The following is a 17,130-nucleotide window of genomic DNA, read 5'->3' as shown; positions in this document are numbered from 1 at the left end:
AACACAATAGTTAATATTTTTAGTTACTTATAGTTTCCTCCATTTATATAAAAAAAGTGCCATTACACACAAACAGAGGCCCTTAATGCTGCTACCTTCCGGTCCTGACATGGTTCAGACATGTTTATTGTAATGGCAAAATTGATTATAACATAATTATTATAAAATGCAAGAAAAAGGAGATTTTACATCTCCTTTCACATTATTTCTTAGGAACTAGTTTTTCAGTACCACCCATGTATGGTCTTAATGCTTCTGCTATAGAAACAGTACCATCTTCATTTAAGTTATTTTCTAAGAACGCAATCAACATTCTAGGTGGTGCAACAACAGTATTATTTAAAGTATGTGCGTAATACTTACCATCTTTACCATTGATTCTGATATTTAATCTTCTAGCCTGTGCATCAGTTAAGTTAGAACAGCTTCCTACTTCAAAATACTTCTTCTGTCTTGGAGACCAAGCTTCAACGTCTAATGACTTAGACTTTAAGTCTGCTAAGTCACCAGAACAACATTCAAGTGTTCTTACTGGAATATCTAAAGATCTAAATAAATCTACAGTATTATTCCATAACTTATCAAACCACATCTTAGATTCTTCTGGTTTACATACAACGATCATTTCCTGTTTTTCAAACTGATGAATTCTATAAACACCACGTTCTTCAATACCATGAGCACCTTTTTCTTTTCTGAAACATGGTGAATATGAAGTATAAGTATATGGTAATTTGTCTTCATCTAATAATTCGCCAATGAACTTACCAATCATTGAATGTTCAGAAGTACCAATTAAGTATAGGTCTTCTCCTTCAATCTTATACATCATGGCATCCATTTCTTCAAATGACATAACACCATTAACAACATTACTTCTAATCATATATGGTGGTACACAATAAGTGAATCCACGGTTGATCATGAAGTCTCTTGCATAAGCTAATACTGCAGAATGTAATCTAGCAATATCACCCATTAAATAATAGAAACCATTACCTGCAACTCTACCCGCTGCATCTAGATCAATACCATCAAATGATTCCATAATATCTGTATGATATGGAACTTCATAATCAGGTACTACTGGATCACCATACTTAGTGATTTCTGCGTTTTCGCTGTCATCTTTACCGATTGGTACAGTAGGATCTAAGAAGTTAGGAATCTTCATCATGACTTCTCTTAATTTATCTCCAGATTCTTTTTCAACTTCTTCTAATGACTTTAATTCTTCAGCCATTTCTCCAACTTTCTTCTTATTTTCAGCAGCTTCTTCTTTCTTACCTTCACGCATGAACTGTCCAATTTCTTTAGACAATTTATTTCTCATACTACGAAGTTCAGATGCTCTTGTGATAGCAGCTCTATACTGTTTGTCTAATTCTAATGCTTCATCAACTAAAGGAAGCTTATGATCTTGAAACTTCTTTTTAATATTTTCCCTAACAGCTTCAGGATCTTCTCTTAATCTTGCGATATCAATCATATATATACTCCTTGTTCATAGATTATTGTCATTATATACCATTATTCATTAATTATAAAGTAATCATCAATGAAATAAGTGGCAATGTGACTAAAGAAAATGCAGTAGATACAAAAATAAGCTTAGAAGCGAATTCTGGGTTCTTATCATACTTATTTGCCAACATTGCACATGTACTTGGTGCAGGCATCGCAGCCAATACTACTGATACACCAATACCAATATGATCAAGTGATGTCCATCTCAAACATAGATAAGTAATTACTGGAATCATAATCAAACGAATAAAAGAATAATAAATACATTCCTTATCCAATATCTCTCTAGGTTCTACATCACTTAATATACTTCCTATCACAATCATACTTAATGCGGTATTACATCCTCCTATAGAACTCATAGTTGTAGTCACAAAAGAAGGTAGTGTATACCCTAATGAATACATGATCATAAATACTATACCAAAATAAATCCCAATAAGACATGGATGTAAAGCAACTTTCTTCACCATTGTCTTAAAATCAGCTTTTGTATAATGGGACAAACCATAACTCCACATAAATACTCTTTGTGGTATTAAATAAATACAAGCATAAAGTAAACCCATATCACCATATAACCCCTGCGCAAATGGCATACCCATAAAACCTGCATTAGATACCATAGTCGCATACTGTAAGTTGATCTTCTTTGTTTCTTCCTGATTATTATAAGCTGTCTTATTAATAATAAAATAAAGACCCTGTATACCAATAGAGACTAAAAATACCACAAGAGTTGTCTTCATAATACTTGGTGTGAGTTTAATTAAGAAACTCTTTGCAGTGGCCACAGGTAACACAATGTTTAATACTAAATCAGTAACCTGTTTACGAGTCTGTTTATTAAACAATCCTAGTTTAGAAATAAGATAGCCTATTCCTACTAAAATAAATATTTCTACCTGTAAATCTAACATACTTATCTCCCCTCTTTGAGGACTTATTATAGTATGAAAAAAAGAAGTTGTCATGTGACAACTTCTTATTCTTCAGTCGTTTCTTCTTCAGAGTCTTTATCTACTACTGTAATACTTGAAACAGAAGCACCTTCACCTACTTTAATAAGTCTTACACCCTGTGTAGCTCTTCCAGCACTCTTTACCTGTTCCATTGGTAATCTGATAATAATACCTTCATTCGTAATGATCATTAAGTCTTCATTGCCTTCTACAGCTTTAATGCTGACTAATTCACCATTCTTCTCAGTAATATTAACAGTCTTAACACCTTTACCACCACGTTTAGATAAACGATATTCTTCTAGTGGTGACATCTTACCATAACCCTTTTCAGTAATGATTAGGATATTTTGTCCTTCAGTATTTGTAGTCACACCAATAATATGACTATCATCTACATTCATACCCTTAACACCACTTGCAGAACGTCCCATTGGTCTCACATCATTTTCATCAAAACGAATAGCCTTACCATTAGCGGCTGCAAGAAGAATTTCACTCTTACCATTAGTTAACTTAACATCAACTAATTCATCACCCTCACGTAATGTGAGTGCAAGTTTACCAGACTGTCTGATATTTTCGAATTCAGGTAATCCAGTTCTCTTTACTAAACCATCCTTAGTCACAAAGAATAAGAAATGTGATTCATCTACTTCAGAAGGTGTAATAGAGATCATAGTCTTCACCTGTTCATCCTTATCCATATTCAATAAGTTGATAATAGGAAGACCCTTTGCCTGTCTACCAAATTCAGGAATATTATATCCCTTCATTCGATATACCTTACCAAAGTTAGTAAAGATCAATAAATCATCATGAGTAGACATATTCATTAATGAATCTACAACATCATCATTATTTGTACTCATACCCTTGATACCTTTACCACCTCTATTTTGAGCTTTATAAGTATCAATAGGCATACGTTTTACATAACCATTATTAGTTAAAGAAATAACTACATCTTCTTCAGGAATTAAATCTTCATCTTCAATATCAAATGAACCCTGAATGATTTCAGTTCTTCTCTTATCACCATACTTCGCTTTGATTTCAAGAAGTTCCTGATCAATAATCGCAATAATTCTTTCTTTATTCGCAAGAATATCTTTTAAATCTGCGATTGTTTCTAATAATGCATTTAATTCATTCTCAATCTTTTCTCTTTCCAATCCAGCAAGTCTTTGTAACTGCATTTCACGGATAGCCTTTGCCTGTCTTTCAGACATATCAAATTCATCCATTAATCTCTGCTGAATAATTTCTGTTGTACGAGAACTTCTAATTAAATTAATAATCGCATCAATCTGATCAATAGCACGCTTTAAACCATCTAAGATATGTGCACGATCTTCTGCCTTCTTTAAATCGAATAATGTTCTTCTACGAATAACATCTTCCTGATGTTCTAAGTAAACATTAATCATTTCTTTTAAAGACAATGTCTTAGGTTCACCATTCACTAAGGCAATATTGTTGACACCAAAAGTAGTCTGTAATGCAGTTAACTTATATAACTGATTTAAAATAACTTCTGGCTGTACATCTCTTCTTAACTCAATAACAATACGAATACCTTCACGGTCAGATTCATCTCTTAATTCTGTAATACCATCGATATTCTTTTCTTTGACATGAGCTGCAATCTTTTCAATTAAACGTGCCTTATTGACCATATATGGTAATTCAGTTACGATGATTGCTTTTTTATTGCTACCGATATCTTCAATATCAGTCTTTGCTCTCATGACAATCAAACCATTCCCTGTCTCATAGGCTTTCTTAATAGCCCCACGGCCTAAAATATAAGCGCCTGTAGGAAAATCAGGACCAGGGATATAATTATCCATTAACTCTGTAATTGTAATATCAGGGTTCTTAGAAACAGCAAGAATCGCATCAACCACTTCACCTAAGTTATGTGAAGGAATATTAGTTGCCATACCTACCGCAATACCAGTAGACCCATTAATCAATAAATTTGGAATACGAGAAGGAAGCACATTAGGTTCCTTTTCTTCACCATCATAGTTAGGGACAAAATCAACAGTATCCTTGTTGATATCTCTTACCATTTCCATCGCAATCTTAGACATTCTTGATTCTGTATAACGCATTGCGGCAGCGCCATCACCATCAATAGAACCAAAGTTACCATGTCCATCTACCAACATATATCTATATGAGAAATCCTGTGCCATACGTACAAGGGCTTCATAAATAGAACTATCACCATGTGGATGATATTTCCCCATTACTTCCCCAACAATACGGGCAGACTTCTTATAAGGCTTATCACTATAACAGCCCAATTCATTCATACCATGAATAATACGTCTCTGTACTGGCTTTAAACCATCTTTCGCATCAGGAAGAGCTCTAGCCACAATAACACTCATCGCATATTCCATGAATGATTTCTTCATTTCACCTGTTAACTGTATATCTTTAATACCTCTTTGTTCCATGACTATCTCCTTCCTTAAATATCAAGATTTTCTACATACTTCGCATTTTCTCTAATGAAATCTCTTCTAGGTTCAACACGTTCACCCATCAACATATCAAATAGCTGATCAGCCTGCATTGCATCATCTAACTGAATTCTATTTAATACACGATTTTCAGGATTCATAGTTGTTTCCCATAACTGTTCTGGATTCATTTCACCTAGCCCTTTATAACGCTGAATTGTATATTTCGCATTAGGACCAAGTTCTTCTTTTAGTTTATCTAACTCATAATCACTATATAAATAATGATCATCCTTACCATGTCTTAATAAATAAAGAGGTGGCTGAGCAGCATAAACATAACCATTCTCAATTAAAGGTTTTAAATAACGATATAAGAAAGTAAGCATTAAAATTCTAATATGACCACCATCGACATCGGCATCGGTCATGATGACAATCTTATGATAACGTAGTTTATTGATATCAAACTCATCACCAATACCAGTACCAAATGCGGTAATCATAGATCTAATTTCCGCATTACCAAGAATTCTTTCTAAACGTGCTTTTTCAACATTCAAGATCTTACCTCTTAAAGGAAGAATAGCCTGAATCTTTCTATCTCTACCAGATTTCGCACTACCTCCGGCAGAGTCCCCTTCGACAATGAATATTTCACATTCACTTGGATCCTTAGAAGAACAGTCTGCAAGCTTACCAGGAAGATTAGAGACATCTAAAGCTGTCTTTCTTCGAGTCATTTCTCTTGCACGCTTCGCTGCCATTCTTGCCTTAGAAGCCAATGTAACTTTATCCATGATAATCTTTGCAGTATCAGGATTTTCTAATAAGAACTTATCCAATGCATTCGCAAGAATAGTAGATACAATCTTTCTTACTTCCGCATTACCTAATTTAGTCTTTGTCTGTCCTTCATACTGAGGATCAGGGTGCTTAACTGATACAATTGCAGTTAAACCTTCACGACAGTCATCACCACTTAAAGAGTCATCTTTATCCTTTAAGAAGTTGTGACTTTTTGCATAGTTATTAATAACACGTGTTAAAGCTAAACGGAAACCTTCTTCATGTGTTCCACCTTCATGTGTATTGATATTATTACAGAATGAATAGATATTTGGCTGATAACCATCATTGTACTGCATAGCTATTTCCACGGAAATATCATTCATTGTATCTTCACAATCAATAATACGATCATGTAATGGTGTCTTATTCTTATTTAAGAAAGCCACATACTCTCTTAAACCACCTTCATAATGATATTCATCTACTTTTGCAGGATCTAATCTTTCATCCTCTAATACAAGCTTTAAGCCTTTATTTAAGAAAGCAAGTTCTCTTAATCTCTGACTTAATACACCATAATCATAAACTGTTGTTTCAGTAAAGATTTCAGGATCTGCTTTAAATATAACAGTTGTTCCTGTTTCTTCCTGATTACAATCTCCTACAACCTTTAAAGAACCAACAGGTGTTCCACCATTTTCAAAACGTTGATAGTAAATATGTCCTTCACGGTGAACATAAACTTCTAGCCATTCACTCAAGGCATTTACAACAGAGGCACCTACACCATGTAGACCACCAGAGACCTTATAGCCTCCTCCTCCGAATTTACCACCGGCATGTAATACAGTAAAAATAGTTTCAATTGTATTCTTACCTGTCTTCGCATTCATACCAGTAGGCATACCACGACCATTATCAATGACTTTTACAACATCACCTGGTAATAATACAACTCTGATCTTATTACAGAAGCCTGCGAGTGCTTCATCGATAGAGTTATCCACTATTTCCCATACAAGATGGTGTAAACCTCTTGCAGACGTTGTCCCGATATACATACCAGGTCTCTTTCTAACGGCTTCTAGCCCTTCTAAGACTTGAATATCGGATTCATCATAATGTTCTACTTTTTCTTCCATTTACTTATCCTCCTTCAACGTTCCTTTCTCTATTCTTAAAACCAAAGCATCATCTAGTGAATGATGATAACCTAAATCAAAATGCGTTGTTGTAATAAATGTCTGTACCTTATGATCAATCAGATTCAAAAGTTTCATCTTTCTCTCTTCATCTAACTCACTCAATACATCATCTAACAACAAGACAGGATACTCACCTATCTGCATCTTTACTATTTCTACTAACGCAATCTTTATCGATAAGATGATAGATCTCTGCTGCCCCTGGGATGCAAACATACCAGCATCATTCTCATCTAAAAAGATTTTTAAATCATCCTTATGAATACCATCTACAGTATTCCCTTGAAATATATCTCGCTTATAATTCTTTTTATATTTATCAAGAATACCCTCTTTTGAAATATCCTTGAACTGCGTATGATATCTCAAAACAAGCTTTTCTTTACCAGAAATATAAGCATACATCTGCCCACTGATCTCATTCAACAACTCTATGAACTTCATACGTCTTTGAATCAGATCTTCTTCTAATTCTGCCATCTCCTCACTCAGTACTTCTAGATACATATCAGGTTCCTTATGTCCATCATGAAGCATCTTTAAGTACTTATTTCTTTCCTTCATCAACTTATTATATTTATTCAAGTTAAACATATAGATTGGTGAAATCTTAGAAATCTCAGTATCTATCAAAGTACGTCTCATCTTAGGAGATCCTTTAATCAACTGGAGATCCTGAGGAGTAAATAAGATCACATTAAAATAACCCAGATAATCACTTGTCTTACTCACAGCCTTATCATTAATAAAAGCCTTCTTGCCTTCTTTAGACACGACAACCTTTAAATCGTACGGACGTGTACCATTTACAACATGACCTGACACACGTGTATAAGACTGATCGAACATGATCAATTCATCAAGCATACGGGACTTGAAGCTTCTTGTAGTAGACAAGAGATAAATCGCTTCAAGTATATTCGTTTTACCCTGTGCATTATCCCCAATGATAATATTAACCAGTGGATGAAAATGAAAGGTTTGCTTTTCATAATTACGAAATTGAATCAGATTAAGCGTTTTGATTTCCATGGATTACATACTGGCGACGATCTACTTCAAACACATCACCATCTCTTAGTTTCTTACCACGTCTACGGTCTACTTCTCCATTTACAAGAACATGACCTTCCTGAATCATAATCTTTGCTTCAATGCCACTTTGTGCTTCTCCACATAATTTCATAGCCTGACCTAAAGTAATATATTCAGTATGTATTAAGACTTCTTTCATTTCATCACACATCCTTTGCGCTAATTTCGCTTTCTACATTATAGCACAAAAACATAAAAAAAAGAAGTTTATAGCCCCTTTTTTCAAGGGAGAGATAAACTCCATTTTCCTACAAATTTCAATTACAAGCCAAATTTTACCCAAATAAGAGAATAGACCCTTTATTTTACCTAGTAAGTTCTTACTGGAAGAACAACCTGAATGTTATCATTTACATCTAAACCAGTAATCTGGAAAGGTCTCATCTTTTCAGTAAAGCGTAGCTGAATAGTTTCTGTACCAATAGAACGGATCGCATCAGCTAAATACTTTGCACTAAATGAAATAGTCATTGGTTCACCTTTATAGAATGCTTTTGTTAAGTTTTCTTCTACTGAACCGATTTCCTGTGAATAAGAAGAAAGAACATTCTCATCAGGAGACATTGTTAGTTTTACAATATTACTCTGTTCATCAGATAGTAAAGAAGCACGGCTGATAGCACCAAGTAATGCTGAACTATTGATAGACATAGTATAAGAACCCTGATCTTCTACTAAACGTGATGTATTAGGATAAGTACCATCAATTAAACGAGTTAATACAAGATACTGACCAATCACAAATAATACTTTACGATCAGATACATAAAGATCAATCATTTCATCTTTTTCAATAATATGAATAATCTGATTTAAAGACTTCTTAGGAATAACAATATTAAACTGAATATCATCTTCAATTGGCATGCTTACCTGAGCTAAACGATAACTATCAGTCGCAATACATACAAGCTTATGCTGATCTACTTTGAAATTCACACCAGTAAGTACTGGTCTAGTTTCTTGTTCACTTGTGGCAAATAAAGTCTTTTCAATAATCTTTTTGAAATCATAAGACTTCATAGAGAAGTGTTTACCATTCTTATTTAAATCAATACGTGGGAAGTCAAAAGACTTAGAACCATTTAAATCAAATAAAGAACTTTCTGAAGTAATACGAGTTAAAGTACCATCTACTACCTGAATATGAACTGTATCGCCATCAATCTTACGAATAATTTCTAAGATATACTTAGAAGATAAAACAACAGATCCAGTCTGGTTAATAATAATACCTTCATTAATTGTAGTCTGAATACTGATATCACTATCAGATGCAGTCAATACTAAACCATTTTCTAATAAGTCAAACTTAATACCTGTTAAGATAGGTAAAGGACTCTTTAAGGAAACAGCTCTAGAAACCTTAGTAAGTGCATCTAATAAGACAAGTCTATTAATATTAAAATCCATTTTTTTCTCCTTTATTTATTTTATTAATTAAAGAATAATTATAATAATACTGTGCATAATGTGCATAAGTTGCGTTTTTATTGAGTATTTCAAAAGAATTCTCATTTTTGACGGTGCACAAGTTGTGCATACGTGTGCTTAACTTAAGCGTTCCATTAAATCATTGATCGCTGTTTTATAGTTAGGATCCTGTTTCATCTTCTTCTTAACTTTAGAACAAGCTTTCATGATTGTGGAATGATCTCTTCCTCCAAATTCCTGTCCAATCTGGATATAGGAAATATCAGGAACGAGCTCTCTAACAAGATACATCGCGATATGTCTTGCCGTAATAATGTTGTTTGTACGTGATTTACTCGTTAACTGAGTCACTGATAGATTGTAGTAAGAAGCAACTGTTTCCTTAATTGTGTCAGGAGTCGCTTCTTTTTTAGTAATTGTCGTTGTGTTATCAGGATTATCAAATGCTTCTAAAGCAAAATCTAAGCTGATATGATCAAGATTTTGTCCACAAACTACTTTATAGAATAGAAGTGTTGTAACAGCGCCTTCTAAGTCTCTGACATCCTTATTGAAATGAGAAGCAATAAAATCTAATACTTCTTCATCAATAGGATAATCAATCATACGTGATTCAATCTTTTTCTTTAAGATAGCTTTAGCTGTTTCAAATTCAGGATTATCAATAGTTACTGTTAACCCCTGTCTAAAACGAGAAACAAGGCGGTTTTCCATCCCTTTTAGCTCTACAGGAGGTTTATCACTCGTAATAACAATCTGTTTTCCTGAATGTTGTAAAGTATTGAAGATATTGAAGAACATCTCCATACTTCCCTCTTTATTCGCAATAAACTGGATATCATCAATCAATAATATATCCACACTACGATAACGACGATTAAAAGACGCAATCGTATTATTGCCAATAGCTTCTACATAATCATTCACAAATGCTTCTGCATTTGTATAAAGAATACGTTTACCTGGAAATTTAGTTTTCACATAGTTACCAATCGCATTCAACAAATGTGTCTTTCCAAGTCCGGAATTACTATGAAGGAATAAAGGATTATATGTACCAGGTTTTAATGCGACAGCAAGTGCTGCATTTTGAGCAATTCTATTACAATTACCCACAACAAAGTTATCAAAAGTAAGATCTGCACTTAAATGATCATCAAAATCTTCTACTTCTTCCTTAACTTCTACTACAGGAGCCTTTGCCTTATTCATGTTGTCATATTCCTGGTTTGACATTACCTTTATAGTGGCTTTAATACCTGACACTTCATAGAAGAATTCTGCAAGCTGTTCACTTGCATCCTCAATAAAGGTCTTATTAAAAACCGATTCTATAGTAATAATTAATTCATTGTTCTGCAGTTCTTTAGCCTCTGTCTGGGTGAATATTGAGTCGAATACAATCTTATCGTCACTGTTTTCTCCATAGCGATTGAGGGTTTCTGTCCAGAACTGCTTTAAGTTGTCCATATATTCACCTTCCTTTGCACCCCTCATTATAAAAGAAAATGTGACTAATGACTAGTGAATATTGATTATTCACAGCATGGATGTGCACAAAAAATAGTGAATAAGTAGTTATTCATAGGTTATTCAGATAATTTTTCACGAGATATTCACATTTTTAATGTGAACTTAACACGATTTTTTGAATTCTTCACACTTATTCACAAATATTGAGAATATTTAAAAATAATCTTTGCACGCGTAAAATTGTGAATATATGTGCAGTATTTCCTCTATTCACCAGTTATTCATAATATTGTGCACATAAAAAAATATGTTATATAGAAGAAAAATGAACGTTTTACACAATATGTGAATGAATGAATTCCAATGGGGAATGAAGTGTGGAAAATAGCTGTGAAGAAGCAAAAACTGTTGAATATAAGCCAAAATTTCTTATAAATAATATTGACTTGAAATAGTATTTCCCATATAATGACACTGCATATGTTATGTAGTATAAAAAAAGTAGCTACATATTGGAGGTGTAAAAAGAATGAAAAGAACATATCAGCCAAATAAAAGAAAAAGAGCTAAGACTCATGGCTTCAGAGCTAGAATGGCAACTGTAGGTGGACGTAAAGTTATCGCTAGACGTCGTAAAAAAGGAAGAAAAGTATTATCTGCCTAAAAAAAATCCACTTTAATGTGGTTTTTTTTCTAAAAGAAATATGAAAAAAGAGTTACGTGTAAAGAAAAGTACTGAATTTGAAACCATTATAAAGAAAAGAAAAAGCGTAGCGAATAGAGAGTTTGTATTATATTGGAATCCTAATGATCTAGAGCATATGCGTATTGGTTTATCAGTCGGTAAGAAAATAGGGAATGCCGTTGCCAGAAACAAGACTAAGAGACAAGTGAGAATGATGGTTCATGAATTGTTCACAAAAGAAGACCATAATGATTACATTCTGATTGTTAGAAAACCCTATTCTCAGAATGATTTTGAACAGAACAAGAAATCTCTTCAAAATCTATATTTAAAAATGAAAAAAAGAATGGAGAAGTAAAAATGGTATTAGATCCTCGTACAAAGAAGTACTTAAAGATCTTTGCGGTGATTGCTTTAGTGTTCATTTTTACAGGGTGTACAAGTAATGTTGACAAGAACGGTCATTTATTAGCAAGCCGTGCTATCACTGAATCAACACCATGGTCACTAAAAGCAGGATTTTTTGATTTTATTCTTACAATTCCTATCGCAAAGGGAATCCTATTAATCACTTCATGGACAGGTAATGTCTTATGGGGTGTCATCTTAATGACTATTCTTATCAACTTGATTATCTTACCAGTTATGATCAAGTCTACTATTTCTACACAGAAGATGCAGATGCTTCAGCCAGAAATGGAAAGAATCCAGAACAAGTATCGTGGTAAGAATGATCAGACTAGTCAGATGCGTATGCAGAATGAAATTATGAACTTATATAAGAAAAATAACGTTTCTATGTTTGGTTCATTATGGACTTTCTTAACATTACCTATCATGTTCGCAATGTATGGTGCTGTTCAGAGAATCCAGATCTTGTATACATCACAGGCATTTGGTATGAATTTAGGTTTAACACCTTTATCTCAGATTACTAGTGGTAAATTCATTTATATTGCTGTTATTTTAGTTATGGCTTTATCTCAGTTCTTCGCTATTGAAATCAACAACTTAATGTTGAAGAGAAACAAGAAGTATAAACCTTCTGCTCAGCAGAACCAGATGAAGACTATGAATATCGTAATGACATTAATGATCATCTACTTTGGTTTAATCATGCCAACAGCTATGTCATTCTATTGGATTACAACTAACTTAATTACTGTAGTTAGAACAGTATTTATTCAGATTCAGTATATTGAAAAGCAAGAAAATCAGAAAGACACTAATGTAATTAGGTAATCATTATGAATACTTATGAAGCTAAAACAGAAGAAGAAGCATTAAATCGTGCTTGTCAGGACTTAGGTATTACACCAGAAGAATTCCATTATGAAGTTGTTGAAGTTCATAAGGGATTATTCAGTAAGAAAGTTGTTATTGCTGGATGGTGTGAATCCATGGTTGAAGAATATGTAGGTCAGTTTGTAGAAAGAACATTAAGCTCTTTAGGTTTCGAAACACAGACTACTGTCTTCAAACAGGATGATCGTATCTATTGTAATGTAGAAACAAGTAATAACTCAGTTGTGATTGGTAAGAATGGTGTTATTTTAAGAGCATTAAACTTCATTACTAAGAGTGCTGTGAATACTCAGTTCAAACAGCGTATTGAAATCTCTGTAGATATCAATGGTTATAAGGAACAGAGATACCAGAAGGTTGCTGCAATGGCTAAACGTTTTGGTAAGAAAGTACAACATTCTAAGATCAATATGAAGTTAGATCCTCTACCAGCTGACGAAAGAAAAGTCATTCATCAGGTGATTGCGGAAATGCCACATCTTGCAACACAGTCACACGGTGAAGGTAAAAACCGTTACTTAGAAATTTATTATGTTGATTAAAGAAGGCTCTGCCTTCTTTTTTTTTCATTCTTTTGATAGAATGGATAGGAAGGGAGATGCGCATGAAAAAATTGAATTTATTAGAAGGACGTATTGTCCCTCTTCTTATAAAATTAACACTACCTATTATTGGTACATCATTTCTAGAAATGGCTTATGCACTGATTGATATGCTTTGGATTGGAAAGCTTGGTGCTTCCTCTATTGCAGCAGTTGGTGTAGCAGGTATGTTTAGCTGGTTATCGCAGGGACTCGCAATGATTGCGACACAGGGTGGACAAGTTAAAACAGGACATTCATTAGGTGCAGGTAATCAAGAAGCAGCTACAGATTATGCTTCATCTGCGATTCAGTTAGGGATTATATTCGCACTATTATTCTCTTTCTGTACAGTTGTATTCTCAAGTTTCTTTATTGGTTTATTTGGCTTATCATCACAAGCCACTATTAATCAGGCTATTAACTATTTACGTATTACATGTGGTTTGATCATTTTTAACTTCTTAAATATTATTATGACTGGTATTCTAAATGCCTCTGGTGATAGTCAGACACCATTTCAGTGTAATAGTGTTGGTTTGTTATTGAATATTGTTTTAGACCCATTCTTTATCTTTGTATGTGATCTAGGTGTTGTAGGTGCAGCACTTGCGACAGTATTAGCTCAAGTTTCTGTATTCCTATTATTTATGAGACATAACTTTAAGAAGAATACATTACTTAAACATATTTCATTGAAGAAGGTTTATTCAAAGTTTTATTATAAGAATATACTTAGAATTGGTTTTCCATTAGGATTACAGAGTATGTTATTTTCTGTATGTTCAATGGTAGTGGCTGCATTTGTAGCTGAGTTTGGAGATGCAGCTGTTGCAGCACAGAAGGTTGGTACACAGGTAGAAAACATTTCTTGGTGTATGGCAACTGGATTCCAGACATCTATTAATGCATTTATTAGTCAGAACTATGGAGCTGGTAAGTATGATCGTGTAGAAAAAGGATATCGTACAATGCTGGTATTCTCTATACTATGGGGTATTGTATGTACAAGCTTGATGGTCTTCTTCCCTCATGTGATTTATGGCTTCTTTACTGATGATTTAATGGTAACTCAAATTGGAGAAAACTATCTACGTATTGTAGGTCTATCTGAAACATTTATGATTCTAGAATTAATGATTTCTGGAGCCTTTAGTGGATTAGGAGAAACAATTCCTCCTTCTATCACCAGCATTATATTCACTTTAGGACGTATTCCAGCTATTTTATTAATATTAAATACATTCCATTTGAATGGTATCTGGTGGGTTATTTCTTTCTCAGGTATTATTAAAGGTTTGGTTAATTTTATTTGGTTCTATAAGTATAAGAAAAGAACACTTAAGGAGGTATGACGATGAATGATGATATTATTTGTGCTATTGCGACATCTCGATTAGAAGCCGCTATTTCTATTATTCGTATATCAGGTAAAGGGTGTATTGATTTTGTTCAAAGCTTTTTTACAGGTAATCTAAATAAGAAGTCTCAGACTATTTCTTATGGCTATATTGTAGATGGTGAAGAGAAAGTAGATGAAGTACTTATTTCTATCTATCGTGGACAACATACATTTACTGGTGAAGAAATGGTAGAAATTAACTGTCATGGTGGTGTCTTTATTACGAATAAAGTTCTTTCTTTATGTTTAAAGAAAGGCGCTAGAATGGCTGAGCATGGAGAATTCTCTAAGCGTGCATTCTTAAATGGACGTATTGATTTATCCCAGGCAGAAGCGATTAGTGATTTAATTACAGCTAATAATGATCAGGCAGCTAAACTGGCATTAAAAGGAATACAGGGGAATATCACAAACTTCATTAAAGACTTAAAAGAAGATTTAATTAAAATTATTACTCAGATTGAAGTAAACATTGATTATCCAGAATATGAAGATATAGAAGAACTAACAGCTGAAAAACTGTTACCTGGTTCTGTATCTTTAAGAAAGAAGATGGATGATATTCTTGATCGTTCTAAAAATATGCATTTAATAAAGGATGGTATTTCTACTGTCATTGTAGGGAAACCTAATGTTGGTAAGTCTAGTTTATTGAATGCATTATTAGAAGAAGATAAAGCCATCGTAACTGATATTGCAGGAACGACTAGAGATGTAGTAGAAGGTTCTATTCGTTTAAATGATATTGTATTAAATATGATTGATACAGCAGGTATTAGAGAAACAGAAGATAAGATTGAACATATGGGTGTTAAGAAGTCGTTATCTTTGATTGATCAGGCTGATTTAGTGCTAGTTGTATTAGATGGTTCTAGACCAATAGAGGCAGAAGATAAGGAACTATTAGAACGTACTGAAGGATTAAATAGAATTGTATTAATCAATAAGTCTGATAAGGGATGTGTGATTGATACAGAAGGTATTCATATTAGTGCTAAAGAGAATCATATAGATGAACTCATTCAACATATTAAAGATGAATTTGACTTTAGCGCTATTACTAATTCTCAGGCACAGGTACTTGCGAATCAAAGACAGGTACAGTTATTAGAGAAAGCTTCACAGTCATTAAATGTTGCGATTCAGGCCATGGAGGATGGTATTCCTACAGACTTGATTGTGACTGATTTATATGATAGCTGGGAGAACTTAAAAGAGATTTTAGGTGAACAGGCTAAAGAAGATTTACTTGATGAATTGTTTAAGAGATTTTGTATAGGAAAGTAAAAAGATCCTCTAGGTATGGCCTAGAGGATTTTTCTATTGAAAATAAAAGGAAGGTTTTCTCCCTTCCATACTTTAACGCCCTACTCTTGTGGCGGTAGGAGCCGTACTGATAAGGTATTTCTACCTTCGAATAAATTATATGAAATTATGAATTTTTGTCAAGAATTCAGCTGTTTTTATTAAAGGTTTATTAAAGCAAATGAATGGAATGAGTATAATTAGATTGTCTCATAGGTCTATGGTAAGTACAAATGAAGCAAGTTTTTTTCCTCCTTTAATTTAACGTTTAACCTCCCAATAACCCTTTTTCCTTGAACCAACTCTTTCTAAAAGTCCTTTTTTCTTTAATATAACAATATTTCTTGTAATTGTTCTATTACTAATACCTGACAATATTACTGTTAATTGTTTAATTGTAATGTCTGGTTTATTTTTCATTATTTCTAGTATTTTTATTTCTTCCATAGTTAGTTCTATCTCATCTTTCACATCACTTTGATGATTTATTATGTTATCAGTACCATCTTGAGTATTTATTTTGTGATTGGTGCCATCTTGATCATTTATTATGTCACCAGCACCTTTTTGAATATTTATTGTGTCATTTATTATGTCATCAGCACCTTTTTGAACATTTAATGTGTCATTTATTATGTCATCAGTCCTATTTTGGTCATTTAAACTGTCTTCCTTTTTATCACAATAATTAAGATTTGGCATACTGACTACTCCCACGGGCAAGCCCGTGGGGTTCTGATTGCCAAGTGTAGCTTGTAATCGTACATTATTTTCAGACTTTGGAGTTACAAGTGTAAATCTATTTGAATCAGAACTTTCATTACCAAGCAGTCCAGCGACCACATTAACGGTAAATTTCTACTTTCGTAAGGAAGTATAGTCAATCT

15 protein-coding genes and 1 other RNA gene are annotated in these 17,130 nt (G+C 33.4%); 6 read left to right on the top strand and 10 right to left on the bottom strand.

The genetic code is table 11. The annotated features are described in order from the left end of the window. Positions 1-51: 51 nt before the first annotated feature. The 9 genes from ffs to dnaA all read right to left on the bottom strand — a co-directional run bounded on the left by ffs (position 52) and on the right by dnaA (position 10,962). Positions 52-141: signal recognition particle sRNA small type (gene ffs / locus H8909_RS06625), an RNA gene on the bottom strand. 61 nt (positions 142-202) lie between these two features. Then, a complete protein-coding gene (gene serS / locus H8909_RS06620; RefSeq protein WP_187012254.1) occupies positions 203-1,489 on the bottom strand; it encodes a serine--tRNA ligase in 1,287 nt (428 codons plus the stop codon). A gap of 52 nt (positions 1,490-1,541) precedes the next feature. After that, complete coding sequence (locus H8909_RS06615; RefSeq protein ID WP_117459760.1) at positions 1,542-2,447, bottom strand: AEC family transporter; 906 nt, start codon at positions 2,445-2,447, stop codon at positions 1,542-1,544. Between the two features lie 65 nt (positions 2,448-2,512). Beyond that, positions 2,513-4,960 (bottom strand): DNA gyrase subunit A, encoded by a 2,448-nt coding sequence (gene gyrA, locus H8909_RS06610; RefSeq protein WP_187012253.1) that lies wholly within the window; start codon positions 4,958-4,960, stop codon positions 2,513-2,515. Positions 4,961-4,974: 14 nt separating this feature from the next. After that, the gene (gyrB, locus tag H8909_RS06605; protein WP_187012252.1) at positions 4,975-6,900 is read right to left on the bottom strand and encodes a DNA topoisomerase (ATP-hydrolyzing) subunit B; all 1,926 of its coding nucleotides are present in this window, start codon (positions 6,898-6,900) and stop codon (positions 4,975-4,977) included. Then, positions 6,901-7,995: a DNA replication/repair protein RecF gene (gene recF / locus H8909_RS06600; RefSeq protein ID WP_022424782.1), complete on the bottom strand. Its 1,095-nt coding sequence runs from the start codon at positions 7,993-7,995 to the stop codon at positions 6,901-6,903. Further along, positions 7,976-8,197: an RNA-binding S4 domain-containing protein gene (locus tag H8909_RS06595; RefSeq protein ID WP_022424781.1), complete on the bottom strand. Its 222-nt coding sequence runs from the start codon at positions 8,195-8,197 to the stop codon at positions 7,976-7,978. Before H8909_RS06595 ends, recF begins: the two co-directional genes overlap by 20 nt. A 170-nt stretch (positions 8,198-8,367) precedes the next feature. Continuing rightward, positions 8,368-9,471: a DNA polymerase III subunit beta gene (gene dnaN, locus H8909_RS06590; RefSeq protein WP_187012251.1), complete on the bottom strand. Its 1,104-nt coding sequence runs from the start codon at positions 9,469-9,471 to the stop codon at positions 8,368-8,370. Between the two features lie 138 nt (positions 9,472-9,609). Beyond that, on the bottom strand, positions 9,610-10,962 hold the full coding sequence (dnaA, locus tag H8909_RS06585) for a chromosomal replication initiator protein DnaA (RefSeq protein ID WP_238928241.1): 1,353 nt from the start codon (positions 10,960-10,962) through the stop codon (positions 9,610-9,612). A gap of 532 nt (positions 10,963-11,494) precedes the next feature. On the opposite strand from dnaA, the gene rpmH reads away from it, so the two are divergent. The 6 genes from rpmH to mnmE all read left to right on the top strand — a co-directional run bounded on the left by rpmH (position 11,495) and on the right by mnmE (position 16,225). Continuing rightward, entirely contained in the window at positions 11,495-11,629 is a 135-nt protein-coding gene (rpmH, locus tag H8909_RS06580) for a 50S ribosomal protein L34 (protein WP_006504672.1), read from the top strand. A gap of 40 nt (positions 11,630-11,669) precedes the next feature. Beyond that, entirely contained in the window at positions 11,670-12,008 is a 339-nt protein-coding gene (gene rnpA / locus H8909_RS06575; protein WP_006504671.1) for a ribonuclease P protein component, read from the top strand. A gap of 2 nt (positions 12,009-12,010) precedes the next feature. Then, positions 12,011-12,892: a YidC/Oxa1 family membrane protein insertase gene (locus tag H8909_RS06570; protein ID WP_117459281.1), complete on the top strand. Its 882-nt coding sequence runs from the start codon at positions 12,011-12,013 to the stop codon at positions 12,890-12,892. 5 nt (positions 12,893-12,897) lie between these two features. Further along, entirely contained in the window at positions 12,898-13,497 is a 600-nt protein-coding gene (locus tag H8909_RS06565) for a Jag family protein (protein WP_055232937.1), read from the top strand. Between the two features lie 62 nt (positions 13,498-13,559). Continuing rightward, positions 13,560-14,891: an MATE family efflux transporter gene (locus H8909_RS06560; protein WP_187012249.1), complete on the top strand. Its 1,332-nt coding sequence runs from the start codon at positions 13,560-13,562 to the stop codon at positions 14,889-14,891. Positions 14,892-14,893: 2 nt separating this feature from the next. Next, the gene (mnmE, locus tag H8909_RS06555) at positions 14,894-16,225 is read left to right on the top strand and encodes a tRNA uridine-5-carboxymethylaminomethyl(34) synthesis GTPase MnmE (protein WP_022424775.1); all 1,332 of its coding nucleotides are present in this window, start codon (positions 14,894-14,896) and stop codon (positions 16,223-16,225) included. A 279-nt stretch (positions 16,226-16,504) separates the two neighbouring features. Here mnmE and H8909_RS06550 read toward each other — a convergent pair whose 3' ends face one another. Further along, positions 16,505-16,945, bottom strand: a complete 441-nt coding sequence (locus H8909_RS06550; protein ID WP_202985917.1) for an HTH domain-containing protein — start codon at positions 16,943-16,945, stop codon at positions 16,505-16,507. Between the last annotated feature and the right edge of the window lie 185 nt (positions 16,946-17,130).

This window comes from Catenibacterium faecis, from assembly GCF_014306455.1.
Classification (GTDB): Bacteria; Bacillota_I; Bacilli_A; order Erysipelotrichales; family Coprobacillaceae; genus Catenibacterium; species Catenibacterium mitsuoka_A.
Note: the sequence above shows the minus strand (reverse complement) of the source record. Positions and strands in the feature narration are given on the sequence as shown.

Bases quoted from the DNA above. Each gene is read 5' to 3' on its own strand.
- dnaA (WP_238928241.1), bottom strand. From the start codon at position 10,962: ATGGACAACTTAAAGCAGTTCTGGACAGAAACCCTCAATCGCTATGGA.
- H8909_RS06570 (WP_117459281.1), top strand. From the start codon at position 12,011: ATGGTATTAGATCCTCGTACAAAGAAGTACTTAAAGATCTTTGCGGTG.
- H8909_RS06560 (WP_187012249.1), top strand. From the start codon at position 13,560: ATGAAAAAATTGAATTTATTAGAAGGACGTATTGTCCCTCTTCTTATA.
- dnaN (WP_187012251.1), bottom strand. From the start codon at position 9,471: ATGGATTTTAATATTAATAGACTTGTCTTATTAGATGCACTTACTAAG.
- gyrB (WP_187012252.1), bottom strand. From the start codon at position 6,900: ATGGAAGAAAAAGTAGAACATTATGATGAATCCGATATTCAAGTCTTA.
- H8909_RS06565 (WP_055232937.1), top strand. From the start codon at position 12,898: ATGAATACTTATGAAGCTAAAACAGAAGAAGAAGCATTAAATCGTGCT.
- gyrA (WP_187012253.1), bottom strand. From the start codon at position 4,960: ATGGAACAAAGAGGTATTAAAGATATACAGTTAACAGGTGAAATGAAG.
- rpmH (WP_006504672.1), top strand. From the start codon at position 11,495: ATGAAAAGAACATATCAGCCAAATAAAAGAAAAAGAGCTAAGACTCAT.
- rnpA (WP_006504671.1), top strand. From the start codon at position 11,670: ATGAAAAAAGAGTTACGTGTAAAGAAAAGTACTGAATTTGAAACCATT.
- H8909_RS06550 (WP_202985917.1), bottom strand. From the start codon at position 16,945: ATGCCAAATCTTAATTATTGTGATAAAAAGGAAGACAGTTTAAATGAC.
- mnmE (WP_022424775.1), top strand. From the start codon at position 14,894: ATGAATGATGATATTATTTGTGCTATTGCGACATCTCGATTAGAAGCC.
- H8909_RS06615 (WP_117459760.1), bottom strand. From the start codon at position 2,447: ATGTTAGATTTACAGGTAGAAATATTTATTTTAGTAGGAATAGGCTAT.
- recF (WP_022424782.1), bottom strand. From the start codon at position 7,995: ATGGAAATCAAAACGCTTAATCTGATTCAATTTCGTAATTATGAAAAG.
- serS (WP_187012254.1), bottom strand. From the start codon at position 1,489: ATGATTGATATCGCAAGATTAAGAGAAGATCCTGAAGCTGTTAGGGAA.
- H8909_RS06595 (WP_022424781.1), bottom strand. From the start codon at position 8,197: ATGAAAGAAGTCTTAATACATACTGAATATATTACTTTAGGTCAGGCT.